Here is an 18625-nt window from a genome sequence, read left to right on the forward strand (position 1 = left end):
GCGCCGTTCAAGCGGCGCGGACCCGATGCCGCGGGATGCAGCAAGGCCCGGCATCAGGAGCGCCAGCGCAGTTCCTGGCGGGTGAGCGGGTTGGCGAAGGGCCTTCCCTCTCGGGCGGCCTCCAGGGCCTCCCGCTTGAGGCGGAAATACCATTGCGAGGGCAGGTCGCCCTGGCCGAGCAGCACCAGGGTCGGCTTGCGATCGAGCCCGGCCTGGGCGTGCTGGAGCACCTGCTGATCCTGGGTCAGGAACTGGCGCATCAGCGGCCGGGCCACCGGCTTCAGCAGGTTGAGCGCCGGCATGCTCCAGTAGAGCGCGTTGGTCAGCATCGTCCGGTTGGGGCCCATCGGCGTGGCGAAGGTGTAGTTCGCCACGTGCTTGGCGCCGGCCCTGATCCGCTCCAGCCGCACGCCGGGCAGGCGGAACTCGATCTCGACCTCCGGCGCGCCGCCCAGCAGGCGGTAGACCGGCGAACTCGTGGTGGTGGCGTGGCTCGTCATGACGAAGCCGTGCGGCACGGGCTGGAAGGTCTTCACCTTCTCCCGCAGCTCCTTGGAGGGCCGGAACCACCAGGTGTCGTGGACGAAGGCGACGTGGCCGGGATCGACGAGGCTCAGCGTCGTCAGATCGAACGAGGCCTCGACCTCCAATTCGAGCACGAGGCTGCCCGCCGGCTCGAAATCGAGGGCGGGCACGGCCGGCACCGCCTCCGGGTCGGCGGGGCCGAGATGCGGGTTGACCCAGAGAAAGCCCGCGCTCTCGACGATGGGGAAGCGCTGGACCGCGATGCGGGAGAAGTCGGAGGCGTCGTGTTCGGAGAGCGTCGGCACGTCGCGGCAGCGCCCGTCGGTGCCGAAGCGCCAGCCGTGGAACGGGCACATCAGGGTGTCGCCGTCGAACTTGCCCTTGGAGAGCGCCATGCCGCGATGGGGGCAGCGGTCGCGCAGGGCGAACGGGACGCCGTCCTTGCCGCGGCCGAGCACGACCTGCTCGCCGTTCAGCGCCATCGCCCGCATCTTGCCGCCCGCCACCGCGGAGGCCGGGCCGACGCAGTACCAGGCATTGGGCAGCGGCTCGCGCATGGCGCGCGGGTCGAGGACGTCGTCGGCGGTAGAGGCGCGCGGGGCGGCGGAGGAGGACATGTGGCGGGGGCGACCGATGCTGACGAGCGCCCTCTTTAGGCGCCTCGCCCCGCGCCGGCCAGACGCGCGGCCGGCGACCCCTTGTGCACCGCGGCGAGACAACGCAGCGGCGGCCCTTTCGCCGGGCGGAAAACGTCCCTACCTTGGGCTCATCCGCAACGAACGAAAGGAGGTGATCCAGTGTCTCATTGTCATCAGCCGTCGCCGACGACCAAGACCTGGACCGTTGCCTCCGGCGTGTGCGCCTGACGCATTCGCGGGATCACGGCAGGTTTCGTCGGACTGACCGGTTCGACAATGGAAGGGCCGCCCCATCGGGCGGCCCTTCGCATGTTCGGGGTCTTGGAAAAGGTTCAGCGCTGCTGGGTCTGGAACAGCGGAGCGGCCAGGGCCTCGCAGCGGGCGCGCCAAAGGTCGCGCTCGGCCCGCAGATCCTCCATCTTGCCGACCTCCTCGGCGATGTGGGCGCGCAGCTCGCGGATTTCCTGGGCCAGGATCAGCTGGAGGTCGTCGCGCCGTTCGGCCTCAAGCCGAAGGCGCGCCTTGAGCATCATGTTCTCGGCCATGATCTCGGCAATGTCCTCGTCGGCCGCTTCGGCCGGCTTGGCCGCGGCGGTGACGAGCCGGGGCGCCCAGCCGGCGCCGCGCGTCTCGGGCTGCGGCTCCTCGATCGGGGCAGCCGGCTCGCTCGGCTCCGGCGCCCGGCTCTCGGTCGCCGCGACCCGCATGGCGGCGAGCCAATCGCGCAGCGGGGCGCCGCCGGCGGGGGTGCGGATGCCGGGTTCGGAGTGCGGGGCCTGTCGCGCGGGTTCCGACATCGGGGTCGTCCTTCGGGCACCTCCAGCGGTGCGTCGGAGGCCATCAGAGCCCAACATACTTAACGAAGCGTAAAGCTTAACGCCCCGGTCACCGTCCTGACGGGAGACAGGCAGCGCGGGCTCGGGATTGACTTGCCGGTGCGCAGGGCCTATCCGCCCGGCTCCATTTCGACGAAACGATCGTCACGATGAGCCGCCGCCCGGCCCGAGAGGCCGGAGGTCAACGTCCGACAGCGCGTCTGCGCCCTCGGGCGCCCTCGTCGTTGCCGGAGTTTCGCCGAAGCCGCAATCCGAGCCTCGCCATGGCGCCCGCGAACGATACTGCCCTGCGCATCGAGGATGCGATCAACGATCTCTGCCCCTGGTCGGGCAAGCCGATCGTACCCGAGGCGCTGACCCTCTACAGCGGCGCCGTCGTCGGCTTCTGCGATTCCGCCTGCCGGGACAAGTTCGCCCGCGCGGTCGCCGCCTTCGAGGACGCGTTGCAGGCCCGCCGCGTGGCCAATGCCGGCCTCCACCAGTAACCCGGGCTGACGAGACATATGTTCGAAGGCCTTTCCGACCGCCTCTCCGGCATCCTCTCCGGGCTGACGCGCCGCGGCGCGCTGACGGAGGCCGACGTCACCGCGGCTCTCCGCGAGGTACGCCGCGCCCTGCTGGAAGCGGACGTGGCCTTGGAGGTGGTGCGCTCGTTCACCGACCGGGTGCGCGAGAAGGCGGTGGGCGCCGTCGTGCTGAAGTCGGTGACGCCCGGCCAGATGGTCGTGAAGATCGTCAACGACGAGCTCATCGCGATGCTCGGCACCGAGGCCAGCGTCGTCGATCTCAACGCCCCGGCCCCCGTCGCCATCCTGATGGTCGGCCTCCAGGGCTCGGGCAAGACGACCACCACCGCCAAGATCGCCCGCCGGCTGAACCAGCGCGACAAGCGCCGCGTCCTGCTCGCCTCCCTCGACACGCGGCGTCCCGCGGCGATGGAGCAGCTCGCGGTCTTGGCCAAGCAGGTCGAGGTCGAGAGCCTGCCGATCGTGGCCGGCCAGTCGGCGGTGCAGATCGCGAAGCGTGCCATGGAAGCCGCCCGCCTCGGCGGCTTCGACGTGGTGATGCTCGACACCGCCGGCCGCACCACGGTCGACGAGGGCCTGATGGCCGAGGCCGCCGAAGTGAAGGCGGCGACCAAGCCCCACGAAGTGCTGCTGGTGGCCGACGCGCTCACCGGCCAGGACGCGGTCAACACCGCGCGCGCCTTCGACGAGCGCCTCGGCGTCACCGGCATCGTGCTGACCCGCATGGACGGCGATTCGCGCGGCGGCGCGGCGCTCTCCATGCGCGCCGTCACCGGCAAGCCGATCAAGCTCGTCGGCGTCGGCGAGAAGGTCGATGCGCTGGAGGAGTTCCACCCGCAGCGGGTGGCCAACCGCATCCTCGGCATGGGCGACATCGTCTCGCTCGTCGAGAAGGCGGCCGAGACTATCGACCACGAGCAGGCCCTGCGCACCGCCGAGAAGATGCGGAAGGGCAAGTTCGACCTCGAAGACCTGTCGATGCAGCTCGCCCAGATGGAGAAGATGGGCGGCATCGGCGGCCTGATGGGGATGCTGCCCGGCATGGGGCAGATGAAGAAGCAGGTCGAGGGCGCCAACCTCGACGAGAAGATGTTCAAGCGCCAGCGCGCCATCATCTCCTCGATGACCCCGGGCGAGCGCAAGAACCCCGACCTGCTCAAGAACAGCCGCAAGAAGCGTATCGCGGCCGGTGCCGGCGTGAAGGTCGAGGAGATCAACAAGCTCCTCAAGATGCACCGGACCATGGCCGACATGATGAAGTCCATGAGTTCGGGCAAGCGCGGCGGGATCGGCCAGGCGCTCGGCAACATGTTCGGGCTCGGCGGCGGGATGCCGGGGGGCATGCCGCAGATGCCGGCGGGCATGCCCGAGCCGACGCCGGAGCAGATCGCGCAGATCGAGAAGCAGTTCGGCGGCAAGCTGCCGCCGATGCCGCCGGGCCTCGGGGGTCCGGGCGGCGGAAAGATGCCGGGCCTTCCGGGCCTCGGTGGACCGAAGGGGCCGGGCCTTCCCGGTCTCGGCGGTTTCCCGTTCGGGAAGAAGAAATAGGGCGGGTGGCGAGCAGGGCGTAGCGAATAGATCGATCCCTCGGATCCTATTCGCTCCTCACTTCTCGCTCTTCGCTCGCATCATTCGGAACTCAGGAGTTTACCAGTGTCCCTCAAGATCCGTCTCACCCGCGGCGGCGCCAAGAAGCGCCCCTACTACCGCATCGTCGTCGCCGACGCCCGCGCCCCGCGCGACGGCCGCTTCATCGAGAAGGTCGGCGCCTACGATCCGATGAAGGCCAAGGACGATCCGGCCCGCATCGTGCTCGACACCGAGAAGGTGCAGTCCTGGCTCGCCAAGGGCGCCCAGCCGACCGACCGCGTCCTGCGCTTCCTCGACGCCGCCGGCCTCGCCAAGCGCCCGGCCCGCAACAACCCGCAGAAGGCCGAGCCGGGCGAGAAGTCCAAGGAGCGCGCCGCCAAGCGCGCCGAGAAGGCCGCCGCCCCGGCCGAGGACGCCGCCGCCTAAGGCACGGCTTCGCCCCTCCCCTCTGCGGGGAGGGGTCGGGGAGGGAGCGGGGCGGAACGATCCGCGCCGCTCACCCTGTGACCCCTTCATCCCCCTTCTCCCCGTACGGGGAGGAGAGGCCGTCGAGACCCGCTGCCCACGAGCCCCCTGCATGGCCCGCCGCCCCGGATCCTCCTCGCGCGGACCCGCGCGGCCCGAGCCGCTCGGAGCGCGCGCCGTGACTTCCGCCCGCAAGCCGCCGGCGCCTCAGCCGGCACCGCCCACCTCCTCCGACCCGAGCCTCGTGGTGCTCGGCGAGTTCGGCCGGCCGCACGGCCTGCACGGCGAGGTGCGGCTGAAATCTCATACCGGCGAGCCCCTCGCCATCGCGGGCTACGGCGCCTTGCGTGCCTCCGACGGGCGCGACCTCGAAATCACCGATGCCCGCACCGCGCCCGGCGGCTCGCCCGACCTGCTGATCGTGCGGGTGAAGGGCGTGGACGGCCGGACCGGTGCCGAGGCGCTCAACCGCGTCACCCTCTCGATCCCCCGCGAGCGGCTCGGCGAGACGGCCGAGGAGGACGAATTCTTCCTGACAGACCTGATCGGACTGCGGGTCGAGGACGAGGCCGGCAGCGTGATCGGCACCATCGTGGCGGTGCCGAATTACGGCGGGGGCGACCTCCTCGAGATCCGTCCGGCGGCCGGCGGCCCGACCGCGCTCCTGCCCTTCACGAAAGCGTTCGTGCCGAGCCTCGACATCGCCGGCGGCCGGGTCGTGGCCGATCCGCCCGAGGATCTGTTCGCCCCGCCCGGCCCGAAGCCCGCCGACGATCCGGGCTGACCCCCCCTTTCCCTCAGCGCTGGCCCGACGTCATCGCGGTGTGGGCGAGGCGGATCGGGTCGGGCGTCAGCGCCAACGGCCCGTCGAAGGGGCGCTCGTGCATCGCGATCACACCGAGCGTCGTCACCATCGCGAGCGAGAACAGGCCGAGCGTCGTGGCCTGCGCCAGCGGGCGTTCGCAATGGACGAGGGCGATGGCGGTCAGCGTCAGCGCCGCCAGCACGAGCAGCGTCAGCCACTTGCTCTCGTCGCTGCGGGCGGCGCTGAGCGCGAGGCGCTCGCTGCGGGCCGAGCGCAGCTGCATCACCGCGCCCAGGAGGGCCGCGTGCGTGGCCTCCCCCGCCTCCGAGGCGGTGCGCGGGTCCGCCGCCGCCTGGAGCAGGCGGCCCAGGGCTTGCCCCGCGGCCGGCGCGGCGGAACCGGTCTCGGCCATGGACGGCCATTCCTCCCGCACCACGGCGTCGAGATAGGCGAAGAGCGCGCCGCGCAGGCCGCTCATGTCGGGCGCCGAGGCGACGCTCAGATCGTGGATCGCCAGGGCATGGGCGCGTTCCGCCTGCACCACGCGCCCGGCTTGACGCTGACGCTCCCAGGCATCGTTGGCGACAAAGCCGGTCAGCAGCGAGAGCAGCACCGCGACGACGCCGATATAGGGCGGCACGATGCCCGCCGCGACCGCGCGCAAGGCCGGCCGCGTCCAGGGAAGGTTGGTGAGCAGGCTCAGGAGGCCGCAGACCGCCAGGAAACCCGCGGCCAGGAGGGCGAACATCGCCCAGACCGGTTGGTCGAGCCAGAGGCTGAGGATCATCGCGCGAACCGAAGGAGCCGTCGGCCGTTCAGGTGGCCGGGCAATTGCTCCGATTCGGTAAAGGCGATCAGCCCCGGCGGCGCGTGGCCTCGTCCCGGCAGGGCCGGATCGTGGCAGGATCGGGCCGCCGCTCGGCGGCCGGCGCCTCGAACACCGCGAGGTAGCCGACGCCGCCCTTGAGCGTGGACATCGAGACCTCGCGATAGCCGAGAGCCGTCAGTTCGCAGCGCAGAAGCTTCGGCGGCGTCCCGTGCTGCGACGGGATCGCGTCGGCATCGACGATTCCGACGCGGCCGCCGGGCTTCATCGCGGCGGCGAGGTTCCAGAGCAAGCCGAAGGGCTGGGCGATCTCGTGATACATGTGGACGAGCAGCGCGGCGTCGACCGAGCCGGGCGGAAGCCGCGGATCGTGAGCCTCGCCCCGCACCACGGTGACGTTGGCGAGCCCCGCCTCCGCCACCCGGCGCTCCAGATCCGCGAGGTAATCCGGCGTGATGTCCTGCGCGAGGATGCGACCCTGCGGACCGACGCGCGGACTGAGGCGGAAGACGTAGTAGCCACTTCCCGCGCCGATATCCGCCACGGTCTCACCGGGCCTGATCCGCATCAGGCGCGCCACCTGCCCGACCTCGTCCGCCTTGTCCCGCTGACGCTCGTGCGCCCATTGCGGCGCCACGATTTCGGCGACCGGCCGGTCCGGCGTCGGGAAGCGCTCCGCCGGGGCGCCGGGCGGGGCGAGCGGCTCGGCCGCATGGGCCGGCAGCGACAGCACGAGAAGAGCGCCGGCGGCGAGGGCGCGCGCAAGGGAACGCTTGAGGGAATGGGTCATGCCCGCGGACAACCCGCCGCGGGGCCAAACGTGCCCGCGGCCCCGGTCGAAACGACAGGCGGGGAGCCCCGGTCTCGAACCAATCGCGGCAGGCGTCGTTCAGTGAAGGCTCGTTTCCGACCAAGGCGCGAAAGAGAGATGCCATGCGCGCACCCCTGCTTCTCGGTCTTGCCGCCTTGGCACTGATGCTGCCCGCGGCGGGGCCTGCCCGGGCTTTCGGGCCCGGCGACACCGTCGGGCTTCCCATGGGCTCGCCCGACACCTTCGGCCTCTCGACGGTGAACCGCCCCGCGGGCGTCGACGCCGAGCCGTTGGTCGACCGGACGATCGCGCCCGCGCAAAGCCGCCTGGCTCCGCGTTCGCAGCGGCGGCTGAAGGGCCAGCGGCATTCGACCCCGAGGCGACACGCTCCGACCGCACGGCGCTGAGGGCGGCATGCCGGCAAAGCGAGGAGCCGGCTCCTGCGTTGACCGCCCCCTCCGGCACCGCCATCAAGCGGTATGAACGAGAATGCTGCCCCCTGGCGGGCCACGGTGCTGACGCTCTACCCGGACATGTTTCCCGGGCCGCTGGGACAGTCTCTGTCCGGCGACGCGCTCGCCCGTGGGGCCTGGAGCCTCGAGGCCCGGCAGATCCGCGAGCACGGACTCGGCCGCCACCGGAGCGTGGACGACACCCCGGCAGGCGGCGGGGCCGGCATGGTCCTGCGCTGCGACGTGCTCGGCGCGGCCATCGACGCCGCGGCGACGGCCGACGATCCCCGCCCCAGGCTCCTGATGTCGCCGCGCGGAAGACCGCTGACGCAGGCGCGTGTGCGGGCGCTGGCGGAAGGACCGGGCGCCGTCATCGTCTGCGGCCGCTTCGAGGGCGTGGACGAGCGGGTGATCCGGGCGCGCGACTTGGAGGAGGTCTCCATCGGCGACTACGTGCTCTCGGGCGGCGAGATCGCGGCCCTGGTGCTGGTTGACGCCTGCGTACGCCTCTTACCCGGCGTGATGGGCAAGCACGCCTCGGGCGTCGAGGAGAGCTTCGAGGGCGGGCTGCTGGAATACCCGCACTACACCCGCCCCCGGGAGTGGGAGGGCCGGACCATTCCCGACGTGCTGATGGGCGGCAACCACGCGGCCATCGCCCGCTGGAGGGCGGAGCAGAGCCGCGCGCTGACGCGGGCGCGCCGGCCCGACCTTGTCGCGCCGGAGGAACCGTAGATCGATCTTCTCTCGACTAGTCTGTCGAAGACTGAATTATCTTTCCGTCAACTCTCGCGCGCACCCGCGTGAATGCTGGAAAAGCCCCTTGCCTTGTGAGGCGGAATCCGTCATTTCCGGCAGCGGGACACCTCCCCCCAACGGGAGGCGCTCATCTGGAAGGATGGCAGATATGACGACCACGGCTCCCGCCGCTCGCCCGCGCGTGCCCTATTTCTCGTCCGGCCCCACGACCAAGCGTCCCGGCTGGACCCTCGATGCCCTCTCGGGCGCCGCACTCGGCCGCTCGCACCGTTCGGCCGCTGGCAAGTCCAAGCTCGTCGAGGCCATCGAACTCACCCGCAAGGTTCTGCGCGTTCCCGCCGACTACCGCATCGGCATCGTCCCCGGCTCCGATACCGGCGCCGTCGAGATGGCGATGTGGTCGATGCTCGGCCCGAAGGCCGTCGAAGTCATGGCCTGGGATTCGTTCGGCGCGGAGTGGGTCACCGATGCCCTGAAGGAACTCAAGATCGATCCGCTCGTGCGCACCACCGAGCACGGCATCCTGCCCGCGCTCGACGCGATCGACACCAAGAACAACGATGTCGTCTTCACCTGGAACGGCACCACCGCCGGCGTGAAGATCCCGCACAGCGATTGGATCGCCGACGACCGCGAGGGCATCACGATCTGCGACGCGACCTCGGCCGCCTTCGCGATGCCGCTGCCGTGGGACAAGCTCGATGTCGTCACCTACTCCTGGCAGAAGGTGATGGGCGGCGAGGCCGCGCACGGCATGCTGATCCTCTCGCCGCGCGCGGTGGCGCGCCTGGAGAGCCATACGCCCGCTTGGCCGATCCCGAAGGTGTTCCGCCTGACCAAGGGCGGCAAGCTGATCGAGGGCATCTTCAAGGGCGAGACCATCAACACGCCCTCGATGCTGGCGGTCGAGGATTACCTCGACACCCTGAAATGGGCGCAGAGCATCGGCGGCCTCGACGCGCTGCACGCGCGGGCGGACGCCAATGCCCGGGTGATCCACGACTGGGTGGCGCGCACGCCCTGGATCGGCCACCTCGCGGTGGACCCGGCCACCTACTCGAACACGGGCGTCTGCCTCGTGATCACCGACCCGGACGTTCTCGCCAAGGGCGACGCCGTGGTGAAGCAGGTCGCCGCCGGGATCGTGAAGCGGCTGGAGGGTGAAGGGATCGCCTTCGACTTCGGCGCCTACCGCGACGCGCCGGCAGGCCTGCGTATCTGGTGCGGAGCCACCGTCGAGGCCTCCGACCTCACGGCGCTCACGCCCTGGCTCGACTGGGCCTTCGCCCAGGAAAAGGCGGCGCTCGCCGCCGCGGCGGCCTGAGGGTCCGAGACGTCACGATGGCCGGTCGCGAGACCGGCCATTTGCTTTCCAACGCGCTCCAGCGATCCGCCGGTCTTGTGGTCCGCGCGATGACGCGCCGGCCGGCCAAGCCTCGCAACCGAGCGAGCGATCCTGCGCGCCTGCACGACGTGAGGTGCTTCCCATGCCCAACTCTCACCCGGCCAAGCCCAAAGTCCTGATCTCCGACGCCCTCTCCGACGCCGCCGTCCAGATCTTCCGGGATCGCGGCATCGAGGTCGATTTCCAGCCCGGTCTCGGCAAGGACAAGGAGGCGCTCGCCGCCATCATCGGTCAATATGACGGCCTCGCCATCCGCTCCGCCACCAAGGTGACGGGCAAGCTGCTCGCCGAGGCGACCCGCCTCAAGGTGGTCGGCCGCGCCGGCATCGGCGTCGACAACGTCGACGTGCCGGCCGCCACCGCCAAGGGCGTGATCGTGATGAACACCCCCTTCGGCAACTCGATCACCACCGCCGAGCACGCCATCGCCATGATGTTCGCGCTGGCCCGCCAGATCCCGGCGGCGGACGCCTCCACCCAGGCCGGCAAGTGGGAGAAGAACCGCTTCATGGGCGTCGAGCTGACGGCCAAGACGCTCGGCGTGATCGGCTGCGGCAATATTGGGGCCGTGGTCGCCGACCGGGCGATCGGCCTCAAGCTGAAGGTCGTCGCCTACGATCCCTTCCTGACGCCGGAGCGCGCCGTCGAGATCGGTGTGGAGAAGGTCGAGCTCGACGAGTTGCTGGCGCGCGCCGACATCATCACCCTGCACGTGCCGATGACGGACAAGACCCGCAACATCCTCTCGGCCGAGAACCTCGCCAGGACCAAGCGCGGCGTGCGCATCGTCAACTGCGCTCGCGGCGGCCTCGTGGACGAGGTGGCCCTGCGCGCCGCCCTGGATTCCGGCCAGGTGGCGGGCGCGGCCCTCGATGTGTTCGTGACCGAGCCGGCGATCGAGAACCCACTCTTCGGCCATCCCAACGTGATCTGCACGCCCCATCTCGGCGCCTCGACCTCCGAGGCGCAGGAGAACGTCGCGCTCCAGGTCGCCGAGCAGATGGCCGACTACCTGCTCAGCGGTGCGATCACCAACGCGATCAACTTCCCCTCCATCTCGGCCGAGGAAGCGCCCCGACTCAAACCCTTCGTGGTGCTCGCCGAGAAGCTCGGCTCGTTCCTGGGCCAGCTCACCGAGGCGCCGATCAAGGGTATCCGCATCACCTACGAGGGCGCGGTGGCCGGCATGAACACCCGCGCGCTCACGTCCGCTGCGGTCACCGGCGTGCTGCGCCCGATCCTGCAGGAGGTGAACATGGTCTCGGCCCCGGTGATCGCGCGGGATCGCGGGATCGTTGTGGACGAGATCAAGCGCGAGGGCGGCGCGAGCGACTACGAGTCGGTGGTGCGCATCACGGTCGAGGACGAGGACATGCCGCGCGACGCCGCCGGCACCGTCTTCAACGACGGCAAGCCGCGCGTCATCGAGATCCGCGGCATCAACATCGACGCGCCCTTCGCGCCGCTGATGCTCTACGTGCGCAACCACGACAGGCCCGGCTTCGTCGGCCGCTTCGGCTCGGTGCTCGGAGAGGCCGGCGTCAACCTCGGGACCTTCGCCATGGGCCGCGAGTCGAAGGGCGGCGCGGCCATCGCCTTCGTCTCGGTGGATGCCGAGGTGTCCCCGGACGTGCTTCGGGCGATCGAGGAGATTCCGCAGGTGAAGCGTGTCCGGCCCGTCCGTTTCTGAGGCCGCGCCCGGCCGCCCCCTCGACGGCGACGACGCGCAGACTTCCGCGCCGTCCCCCCTCCCCTCCGACGAATTGGACCGCAAGATGGGTTGCAAAGTCACCGTCCGCTGCGCCTGGGACGCGTCAGCGGGCGTCTTCTTCGTGCACGACTCCCCGATCCCGGGGCTCACCACCGAGGCGCCGACCATGCCCGCCCTGCTGTGCAAGCTCCCCGGCATGATCCGGGACCTGCTCGGCCTAGAGGACGGCGCCTATATCGACATCTATGTCGAGCGGGTGCCGCGCTGACGGGCTCGTCCCGATCGCGGCTGCGCCGGAGCAGGTCGAGCGCTCCGGCGCAGCCGCGCCTCACTCGACGATGCGGACCTGCTTGTCGACGACCTTGATCTGCTTGGGACAGCTGATCACGAGCCGGATGTCGTCGTAGTCCCGGTCACCGCCGGGACGATCCTCCCAGCCGTAATACATGTACTTGCCCTCAAGGCAGCTTGTCGTCGCGGTCAGCGGGTTCCGGTTGGTCTTCCGGTCGGGGATGTCGCCGCCCTTCGACTTCGCGGTACGGCACTTGATTTCCGTATCGCAGATGATCGTTTCCAGGATGGGGGTGTTCGTCAGGTCGACCGTGGACTTCTTTCCGAGATTGTAGCCCTTCAGATTGAAGGTCTGCACCCGCGTGATCGGGTCGATCGTCACATCGGTGTAGTACTCGTACGTGTTGTTGCCCACCTCGTCCCATCGCCGCGGCTGGGTCCTCGCGTCGCGCACGTTGCGCAGCATGTAGCTGGGCACCTCGCTCGCCTGACACTTCGGCATCTTCTTCAGGTCGTAGACGGTCGGTGGATCGGCGTTGTCGGCAATCAGGGTGATCTCCCTGCGCCCGCCGTCGGCACTCTTCTGGCGCGCCGGATCGGTCGAGTAGCAGTAGAAATACACTCGGTTGTAGTCGGCCGCCTCCGGCGACAGCTGGGACATGGTCGGCGGAACGGTCTCGTATTGCGGCGCGATGCGGTTAACGGTGGTCGCGGTACTGACGACCAGTTCCTTGGGCATTCCGGGCACGAGATTGATCAGGCTGGTCTTGACCCGGACCGAAATCGTGAGGCGGTAATTGGCGCTGTCCAGCCACTGCCCCTGGACGGTGTAGCCGCCTGTATCGCTGCGCGTGCCGAGTTGAGCCGCGAGATCGGCCTTGGCCAGCGCGATCGCTTGCGTGGCGGCGTCGGGCGTCTCGGCATTGGCGATCAGCAGGGCCGCCGCATCGGCGACCCGGCGCTCGATGGTGCGGACACGCAGCGCGCTTCCGAAATCCACCGCCATGCCGGTCACCCCGACCATCAGCGGCAGCATCAGGCAGAAGATCACGACGATGGCACCGCCCTCGTCGGCCGCCAATCGCTGAATCGGTCGCACCATCGTTTCGTCCACCCGCTCGGATCGCGGCAGGCGGCTTCACCGCCCCGATGCGACAGACATGCACGCCGTCCGTTGCGATTCCCTGAAACAGTCTTCGGATTTTATCGACAATCATCGAAGTCTTGATCAATTAACCCTACGATATCAGTGCTTCCGCGAGCGATCCGTTTCGCGCCCTGTTCTCCGATGAACGCTTCCTCCATGAGACCGGCATGAATATCATATGATAATACGCTCGAAGTAGCTGCCAGGATGCGATGGCCGTCTGCTGATGCCCTCGCGGACAAGCTTCGCTCCACGGGATTGGCGCGAGCGGGCTGTTCGTGCGAAACGGACCCTATGAAGATCGACGGACGCCCCTACCGCACCATCTTCCCCGATGCCGACGGGCGCTCCGTCGCGGTCATCGACCAGACACGGCTGCCCTTCGCCTTCGAGGTGAAGCGGCTGACCAGCCTCGACGACGCGGCGGTCGCGATCCGCACCATGGTGGTGCGCGGCGCGCCCCTGATCGGCGTCACGGCCGCCTACGGGCTCGCCCTGGCGATGCGGGAGGATGCGAGCGAGTCTGGGATCGAGCGGGCCAGCGCGACGCTCGCCGCCACGCGGCCGACCGCGATCAATCTGCGCTGGGCGCTCGACCGAATGGCGGCTTTGCTGCGCTCCGTGCTTGCGGCCGAGCGCGAGAGCCGCGCCTTCACGGAAGCGGCGCGGATCGCCGACGAGGATGTCGCGAGCTGCCGCGCCATCGGCGAGCACGGCGCCAAGATCCTGGCCGAGATCGCCGCGCGCAAGGGCAGGCCCGTCAACGTGCTGACCCATTGCAACGCCGGCTGGCTCGCCACGGTCGATTGGGGCACCGCGCTCGCGCCGATCTACGTGGCGCACGATGCCGGCGTGCCGGTCCACGTCTTCGTGGACGAGACCCGGCCGCGAAACCAGGGCGCGGCGCTCACCGCCTTCGAGTTGAACGCGCACGGCGTGCCCCACACGGTGATCGCCGACAATGCCGGCGGCCATCTGATGCAGCACGGGCAGGTCGACATCTGCATCGTCGGCTCGGATCGCACCACGGCGGCGGGCGACGTGTGCAACAAGATCGGCACCTATCTGAAGGCGCTGGCGGCGAGCGACAACCGCGTGCCGTTCTACGCGGCGCTGCCCTTCTCGACGATCGACTGGACGCTGTCGGACGGCGTGCGCGACATCCCGATCGAGGAGCGCGACGCCCGCGAGGTCACGCATCTCACCGGCCGCACGGATGCCGGCGACTTCGCCACCATCGCGGTCGTCTCGCCGGGAAGCCCGGTGGCCAACCCGGCCTTCGACGTGACGCCCGCGCGCCTCGTCACCGGCCTCATCACCGAGCGCGGCGTCTGCGAGGCGACGGAAGAGGGTCTGGCAGGCCTCTATCCGGAGCGGCGCAAGGCGGCGTAGGCCGGCCGGGCCGGACGACTTTCGCGGACCCCTTTCAATCCTTCAGCGGATCGTGGCCCCAGTTCATCAGCGAGAGGCGCCAGGGCGAGTCCTTCATCTTGTCCTTGTCGGCCGGGCCGCCCTGCTTGAGGTGGCGGTGCACGTAGCCGACGACCTTCTTCATGTGGGCGTAGTCGTCGTCGCTGAGGTCGGCCTTCTTCTTGTGCAGGATCTCGACGATGCGCCCGCCCTCCTTGTGGCCGGTGGCCTCGCCTCCGTCCTTCTTCTGCCCGACCGACTGGCTCTCGTCGGTCTCCAGAAACTTCTCGAGCGCCGAAGCGGTCATGTTCACGGCGGACTTGAAGTCCTTCCAGATCGTCTCGTGATCGTCCTTGTCCGCCATCGGATCGCTCCTGCCGTCTCGTTCGGGAACGCAAACCCGGGCATTCGGGCGCGGTTCCTCTAGGCGGCGGCCTGCGCCGATGGGACGCGCGGCCCCGCGCTGAGGCGCAGCCAGCGCGCCACGAGCAGGATCGAGACCGCGAGCAGCCCGGCGCAGAAGCCGGCCCAGATGCCGCGCCCGCCCATGCCGAGCCCCCAGGCCAGCGTCGCCCCGAGCGGCACACCGAGGCCCCAGTAGCCGGCGAGCGCGATCAGCATCGGCACCTTGGTGTCCTGCAGGCCGCGCAGGCAGCCGAGCGCCACCGACTGCACCCCGTCCGAGATCGCGAACAGGGCCGAGAAGATCAGGAAGCCGGCGGCCACTGGGTAAACGTCCGCCGCGCCCGGCGCGCCCGCATCGAGGAACAGCCCGATCAGGACTTGCGGCGCCGCGAGTTGGCCCACCGCACAGAGCACCATGAAGCCGAAGCCGAGCCAGAGCGCGACGGCCCCGGCGCGGCGCAGGCCGGCCGTGTCCCCGGCCCCGAGGGCGCGGCCGACCCGCACCGTCGCGGCCTGCCCGATGCCGTTGGGGACCATGAAGCAGGTCGCCGCGATCTGGAGCGTGATCGCGTGGGCGGCGAGCGGCACCGTGCCGAAGGTGCCCATCGCCACCGTCGCCGCCTCGAACAATCCGGCCTCGGCGACGCCGGCCACGCCCATGGGCAGGCCCACCTGCACGACGCGGGCGAGGCGCTCGGTATCGAGGCGCCAGAAGCGTTCGAACATCCCGTGGCGCCGCAGGTTCCGGTCGAGGCGGATCACCAGCACCAGCGCGGCGAATGCCAGGAATTCGGTCACTACCGTGCCGAGCGCCACGCCGACGATGCCGAGGTTCGGCGGACCGAAGGCGAGGAGGGCGCCGAGCCCGAGATTGAGCGGAAGCGCCACGAGGCTCACCGCGAGCGGCGGCCCCGGACGCTGGAGCGCGGCGAGCGCGCCCTTCAGCACCATGAAGGCGAGCGCCGGGAACATCCACCACTGCAGCACCCGCATGTAGGCGCCGGCCTCCCGCGCCACCGCCGGCTCCTGGCCGAGCCGCAGCAACAGGCTCTCGGTGAACCAAAGCACCGGCATCAGCGCGAGCGTGACGAGGAGGCCGACCCAGAGCCCGGCCCGGACGATGCGTCGGACCTCGCCGCCCCGCGTCCCGGTGCTCGCCCGGCCGACGGCCTCGGCGACGAGCGGCGCCACCGAGGAGGTGAGGCCGATGCCGCCGATGAACAGCAGCAGGTAGAGACTGGTGGCGAGCGCGCCCGCGGCGATGGGCTCGGCGCCGAGACGCCCGAGCAGCACCGCGTTGGAGGCCACCAGCCCGTGCTGGGCGAGGTTGATGAGGACGAGCGGCGCCGATAGGCGCAGGGTCGCCCGCAGCTCGTCCCGCCACGCGGCGGCGGGCGGCCGCTCGAAGCCGGTCGCCGCCAGGCTCGGTGCAGTGGTCACGAAACCCGTCTCTTCTCGCTCTACGAGGCCGGCGCCGAGGCGCGGTCTCCCAGAAAGCCGCCGGACTGGCGCCGCCACAGGTCGGCGTAGAGGCCGCCCCGTCGGATCAGCTCGGCATGGGTGCCCTCCTCGACGATCCGGCCGCGGTCGATCACGATCAGCCGGTCGAGCGCGGCGATGGTCGAGAGCCGGTGGGCGATGGCGAGCACGGTCTTGTCGCCCATCAGCGTGTCGAGCGCTTCCTGGATCGCCGCCTCGACCTGGCTGTCGAGGGCGCTCGTCGCCTCGTCGAGGATCAGGATCGGCGCATCCTTGAGGATGACGCGGGCGATGGCGATGCGCTGGCGCTGGCCTCCCGAGAGCTTCACTCCGCGCTCGCCAACATGGGCGTCGTAGCCCCGCCGGCCCTTGTGGTCCACGAGGTCGAGGATGAAGTCGTGGGCATGGGCCAGCCGCGCGGCCCGCTCGATCTCCGCATCGCTCGCATCGGGACGGCCATAGCCGATATTGTCGCGGATCGAGCGATGCAGGAGCGAGGTGTCCTGGCTGACCATGGCGATGGCGCCGCGCAGGGAATCCTGCGTCACGCCCGCGATGTCCTGCCCGTCGATCAGGATGCGGCCACCCTCGACATCGTGCAGGCGCAGCAGCAGCGCGGTGATGGTGCTCTTGCCCGCACCGCTGACGCCGACGAGGCCGACCTTCTCACCCGGACGGATGTGGAAGGACAGATCCTCGATGATGCTGGCATCGCCCCGGCCGTAGTGGAAATCCACGTGCTCGAAGCGGATGTCGCCACCGGTGACGTGGAGCGTCTTCGCGTCGGGCGCGTCGGTAAGGGCGTGCGGCCGGGCGATGGTCTGCATGCTCTCCTGAATCACGCCGACATTCTCGAACACGCCGCGCACGGTCTGCATCACCCAGCCCGACATCGCCATCAGCCGCAGAATCAGTGCGAGTCCGGCCGAGGCCTCGCCGGTCGTCATCGCGCCGCGCTGCCAGAGGGAAAAGCAGACATAGGCGGTGGCGAACAGCAGCAGGCTGTTGAGCACGCCGAGCAGGCTCGTCGTCAGCGTGGTGAGGCGGAACTGGTGGAGATAAGCCTTCGTATGCGTATCGACCGCGTCGCGCACGGCGGCGCGCTCCTCGCGGTCGCGGGCGAAGAGCTTGACGGTCAGGATGTTGGTGTAGCTGTCGACCACCCGGCCGATCAGGGTCGAGCGGGTCTCCGCCGTCAGGTGCGAGCGCGTGCGGGCACGGGGCACGAACCACGCCGTCAGGCCCGCATAGGCCGCGACCCAGATCACGACCGGCAAGGTGAGCCAGGCGGAGATCGAGGAGAATAGCCCGATCGCGGTGATGGCGTAGATCGCGACGTAGAGCAGCGTGTCGATGAACACGACGGCGAGTTCGCGCACCGCCGGCCCCACCTGCACGGTGCGGTTGGCGAGCCGGCCCGCGAAGTCGGCCTGGAAGTAGGAGAGCGAGTGGCCGAGCGTGTAGAGATGCGTGCGCCAGCGGATCTGGTTGGTCGATTGCGGCACGAGGAGCTGGTTCGAGGCGACCTCGTGCAGCCAGATCGTGAAGGGGCGCACCACCAGCAACAGCAGCGCGGCGAGCGTCAGCGGCATGGCGTTGTCGCTGATGACGGTGGCGCGATCGGCCACGCTCATCAGGTCGATGAACCAGCGCATCAGCAGGTAGAGCGAAGCCTCGATGCCGCCCGCGACCACGGCGATGCCGAAGAGGACGACGAGCGCGGTGCGGATCGGCCGCAGGTAGAAGCCGGCAAAGCCCAGCACGCTTTTGGGCGGCATACGCCGATCGTCGAAGGGCGCGAACGGGTCGATGCGGCGCTCGAGCCAATCGAGGAACATGTTTTCAAGGGACCGCGCGAGGAACGAGAGCCTCAGGTAAGCCTCCTTGACGGAAGGCCAACCCTGCGCCCATGCCGCAGGCAGGACCCTGCCCCGCTCTTGCACTGCCCGAATCCGCGATGCTGCGCCTCGCCCTCTACCAGCCCGACATCCCGCAGAACGCGGGCACGATGCTGCGCATGGCCGCCTGCCTCGGCGTGGCGGTGGAGATCATCGAGCCGGCGGGCTTCGACACCTCGGACCGTCACCTGCGCCGCTCGGGGCTCGACTATCTCGACCACGTGGCGATCACCCGGCACCGCTCCTGGGACGCTTTTCAGGCGTGGCGGCAGGAGGCCGGTCTCCGCCTCGTGCTCGCCACGACCACCGGCACGGTGCCCTACACGCAGCATGCCTTCCGCGACGGCGACTGCCTGCTGATGGGGCGTGAATCGGCCGGCGTGCCGGAGGCGGTGCACGCGGCGGCCGACGCCCGGGTCGTCGTGCCGATCCGCCCGGGCCTGCGCTCCCTCAACGTCGCCGTCTGCGCCGCGATGATCCTGGGCGAGGCGATCCGGCAGGTAGGGTGACGATCCCGCGCGCGATCACTGCCACCCCTCCATGGTCCGCCCCAGCCATTGACGGCTCGCAAATATAAAGTATGTTAACTCGGCCTTCAGGGAGAATCGCTGAATACAGTCTAGGCATCCTGCCCATTCACAGGTC

General features: G+C 69.9%; 19 protein-coding genes. 11 read left to right on the plus strand and 8 right to left on the minus strand.

Features of this window, described 5'->3' with window-relative positions; genetic code table 11:
- Positions 1–53: 53 nt before the first annotated feature.
- Both BY998_RS05925 and BY998_RS05930 read right to left on the minus strand, forming a co-directional pair.
- Positions 54–1142, minus strand: a complete 1089-nt coding sequence (locus BY998_RS05925) for an aromatic ring-hydroxylating dioxygenase subunit alpha (protein WP_110350706.1) — start codon at positions 1140–1142, stop codon at positions 54–56.
- 353 nt (positions 1143–1495) lie between these two features.
- Entirely contained in the window at positions 1496–1960 is a 465-nt protein-coding gene (locus tag BY998_RS05930; protein ID WP_110350707.1) for a hypothetical protein, read from the minus strand.
- Positions 1961–2262: 302 nt separating this feature from the next.
- Between BY998_RS05930 and BY998_RS05935 the strand changes: the two genes are divergently transcribed.
- The 4 genes from BY998_RS05935 (at position 2263) to rimM (ending at position 5365) form a co-directional block, all read left to right on the plus strand.
- Entirely contained in the window at positions 2263–2484 is a 222-nt protein-coding gene (locus BY998_RS05935) for a glutathione S-transferase (protein ID WP_110350708.1), read from the plus strand.
- 18 nt (positions 2485–2502) lie between these two features.
- Complete coding sequence (ffh, locus tag BY998_RS05940; RefSeq protein ID WP_110350709.1) at positions 2503–4074, plus strand: signal recognition particle protein; 1572 nt, start codon at positions 2503–2505, stop codon at positions 4072–4074.
- 105 nt (positions 4075–4179) lie between these two features.
- Positions 4180–4542: a 30S ribosomal protein S16 gene (gene rpsP, locus BY998_RS05945; protein WP_110350710.1), complete on the plus strand. Its 363-nt coding sequence runs from the start codon at positions 4180–4182 to the stop codon at positions 4540–4542.
- Between the two features lie 151 nt (positions 4543–4693).
- Positions 4694–5365, plus strand: a complete 672-nt coding sequence (gene rimM, locus BY998_RS05950) for a ribosome maturation factor RimM (RefSeq protein ID WP_110350711.1) — start codon at positions 4694–4696, stop codon at positions 5363–5365.
- A gap of 13 nt (positions 5366–5378) precedes the next feature.
- Here rimM and BY998_RS05955 read toward each other — a convergent pair whose 3' ends face one another.
- The gene (locus BY998_RS05955; RefSeq protein WP_110350712.1) at positions 5379–6173 is read right to left on the minus strand and encodes a DUF4239 domain-containing protein; all 795 of its coding nucleotides are present in this window, start codon (positions 6171–6173) and stop codon (positions 5379–5381) included.
- Between the two features lie 67 nt (positions 6174–6240).
- The gene (locus BY998_RS05960; protein WP_110350955.1) at positions 6241–7002 is read right to left on the minus strand and encodes a methyltransferase domain-containing protein; all 762 of its coding nucleotides are present in this window, start codon (positions 7000–7002) and stop codon (positions 6241–6243) included.
- 143 nt (positions 7003–7145) lie between these two features.
- Here BY998_RS05960 and BY998_RS05965 point away from each other — a divergent pair, with 143 nt between their 5' ends.
- The 5 genes from BY998_RS05965 to BY998_RS05985 all read left to right on the plus strand — a co-directional run bounded on the left by BY998_RS05965 (position 7146) and on the right by BY998_RS05985 (position 11618).
- Positions 7146–7430 carry a hypothetical protein gene (locus BY998_RS05965; protein ID WP_110350713.1) on the plus strand — a complete coding sequence of 95 codons (285 nt, stop codon included), beginning with the start codon at positions 7146–7148 and terminating at the stop codon, positions 7428–7430.
- Positions 7431–7502: 72 nt separating this feature from the next.
- Positions 7503–8210: a tRNA (guanosine(37)-N1)-methyltransferase TrmD gene (gene trmD, locus BY998_RS05970; protein WP_110350714.1), complete on the plus strand. Its 708-nt coding sequence runs from the start codon at positions 7503–7505 to the stop codon at positions 8208–8210.
- Between the two features lie 172 nt (positions 8211–8382).
- Positions 8383–9558 (plus strand): phosphoserine transaminase, encoded by a 1176-nt coding sequence (locus BY998_RS05975; protein WP_110350715.1) that lies wholly within the window; start codon positions 8383–8385, stop codon positions 9556–9558.
- 163 nt (positions 9559–9721) lie between these two features.
- Positions 9722–11329: a phosphoglycerate dehydrogenase gene (serA, locus tag BY998_RS05980; RefSeq protein WP_110350716.1), complete on the plus strand. Its 1608-nt coding sequence runs from the start codon at positions 9722–9724 to the stop codon at positions 11327–11329.
- A gap of 85 nt (positions 11330–11414) precedes the next feature.
- The gene (locus BY998_RS05985) at positions 11415–11618 is read left to right on the plus strand and encodes a DUF1902 domain-containing protein (protein WP_110350956.1); all 204 of its coding nucleotides are present in this window, start codon (positions 11415–11417) and stop codon (positions 11616–11618) included.
- 60 nt (positions 11619–11678) lie between these two features.
- On the opposite strand, the gene BY998_RS05990 is transcribed toward BY998_RS05985, so the two are convergent.
- Complete coding sequence (locus BY998_RS05990) at positions 11679–12722, minus strand: TadE/TadG family type IV pilus assembly protein (protein ID WP_245421491.1); 1044 nt, start codon at positions 12720–12722, stop codon at positions 11679–11681.
- A gap of 360 nt (positions 12723–13082) precedes the next feature.
- On the opposite strand from BY998_RS05990, the gene mtnA reads away from it, so the two are divergent.
- On the plus strand, positions 13083–14180 hold the full coding sequence (gene mtnA / locus BY998_RS05995; RefSeq protein WP_110350718.1) for an S-methyl-5-thioribose-1-phosphate isomerase: 1098 nt from the start codon (positions 13083–13085) through the stop codon (positions 14178–14180).
- 34 nt (positions 14181–14214) lie between these two features.
- On the opposite strand, the gene BY998_RS06000 is transcribed toward mtnA, so the two are convergent.
- Genes BY998_RS06000 through BY998_RS06010 form a run of 3 tightly spaced genes read right to left on the minus strand, consistent with a single transcriptional unit; the run spans position 14215 to position 17920 of the window.
- A complete protein-coding gene (locus BY998_RS06000; RefSeq protein WP_110350719.1) occupies positions 14215–14562 on the minus strand; it encodes a DUF3140 domain-containing protein in 348 nt (115 codons plus the stop codon).
- Positions 14563–14621: 59 nt separating this feature from the next.
- Positions 14622–16043: an MATE family efflux transporter gene (locus BY998_RS06005; RefSeq protein WP_110350720.1), complete on the minus strand. Its 1422-nt coding sequence runs from the start codon at positions 16041–16043 to the stop codon at positions 14622–14624.
- A gap of 20 nt (positions 16044–16063) precedes the next feature.
- Positions 16064–17920, minus strand: coding sequence for an ABC transporter ATP-binding protein (locus BY998_RS06010; RefSeq protein WP_110350721.1), 1857 nt, complete (start codon positions 17918–17920; stop codon positions 16064–16066).
- A 119-nt stretch (positions 17921–18039) separates the two neighbouring features.
- Here BY998_RS06010 and BY998_RS06015 point away from each other — a divergent pair, with 119 nt between their 5' ends.
- On the plus strand, positions 18040–18489 hold the full coding sequence (locus tag BY998_RS06015; protein ID WP_110350722.1) for a tRNA (cytidine(34)-2'-O)-methyltransferase: 450 nt from the start codon (positions 18040–18042) through the stop codon (positions 18487–18489).
- The last annotated feature ends 136 nt before the right edge of the window (positions 18490–18625 follow it).

Origin of the sequence: Methylobacterium sp. B4, assembly GCF_003201865.1 — a bacterium.
GTDB lineage: Bacteria > Pseudomonadota > Alphaproteobacteria > Rhizobiales > Beijerinckiaceae > Methylobacterium.

Bases quoted from the DNA above. Each gene is read 5' to 3' on its own strand.
- BY998_RS05925 (WP_110350706.1), bottom strand. From the start codon at position 1,142: ATGTCCTCCTCCGCCGCCCCGCGCGCCTCTACCGCCGACGACGTCCTC.
- BY998_RS05930 (WP_110350707.1), bottom strand. From the start codon at position 1,960: ATGTCGGAACCCGCGCGACAGGCCCCGCACTCCGAACCCGGCATCCGC.
- BY998_RS05935 (WP_110350708.1), top strand. From the start codon at position 2,263: ATGGCGCCCGCGAACGATACTGCCCTGCGCATCGAGGATGCGATCAAC.
- ffh (WP_110350709.1), top strand. From the start codon at position 2,503: ATGTTCGAAGGCCTTTCCGACCGCCTCTCCGGCATCCTCTCCGGGCTG.
- rimM (WP_110350711.1), top strand. From the start codon at position 4,694: ATGGCCCGCCGCCCCGGATCCTCCTCGCGCGGACCCGCGCGGCCCGAG.
- BY998_RS05955 (WP_110350712.1), bottom strand. From the start codon at position 6,173: ATGATCCTCAGCCTCTGGCTCGACCAACCGGTCTGGGCGATGTTCGCC.
- BY998_RS05960 (WP_110350955.1), bottom strand. From the start codon at position 7,002: ATGACCCATTCCCTCAAGCGTTCCCTTGCGCGCGCCCTCGCCGCCGGC.
- BY998_RS05965 (WP_110350713.1), top strand. From the start codon at position 7,146: ATGCGCGCACCCCTGCTTCTCGGTCTTGCCGCCTTGGCACTGATGCTG.
- trmD (WP_110350714.1), top strand. From the start codon at position 7,503: ATGAACGAGAATGCTGCCCCCTGGCGGGCCACGGTGCTGACGCTCTAC.
- BY998_RS05975 (WP_110350715.1), top strand. From the start codon at position 8,383: ATGACGACCACGGCTCCCGCCGCTCGCCCGCGCGTGCCCTATTTCTCG.
- serA (WP_110350716.1), top strand. From the start codon at position 9,722: ATGCCCAACTCTCACCCGGCCAAGCCCAAAGTCCTGATCTCCGACGCC.
- BY998_RS05985 (WP_110350956.1), top strand. From the start codon at position 11,415: ATGGGTTGCAAAGTCACCGTCCGCTGCGCCTGGGACGCGTCAGCGGGC.
- mtnA (WP_110350718.1), top strand. From the start codon at position 13,083: ATGAAGATCGACGGACGCCCCTACCGCACCATCTTCCCCGATGCCGAC.
- BY998_RS06000 (WP_110350719.1), bottom strand. From the start codon at position 14,562: ATGGCGGACAAGGACGATCACGAGACGATCTGGAAGGACTTCAAGTCC.
- BY998_RS06010 (WP_110350721.1), bottom strand. From the start codon at position 17,920: ATGTTCCTCGATTGGCTCGAGCGCCGCATCGACCCGTTCGCGCCCTTC.
- BY998_RS06015 (WP_110350722.1), top strand. From the start codon at position 18,040: ATGCTGCGCCTCGCCCTCTACCAGCCCGACATCCCGCAGAACGCGGGC.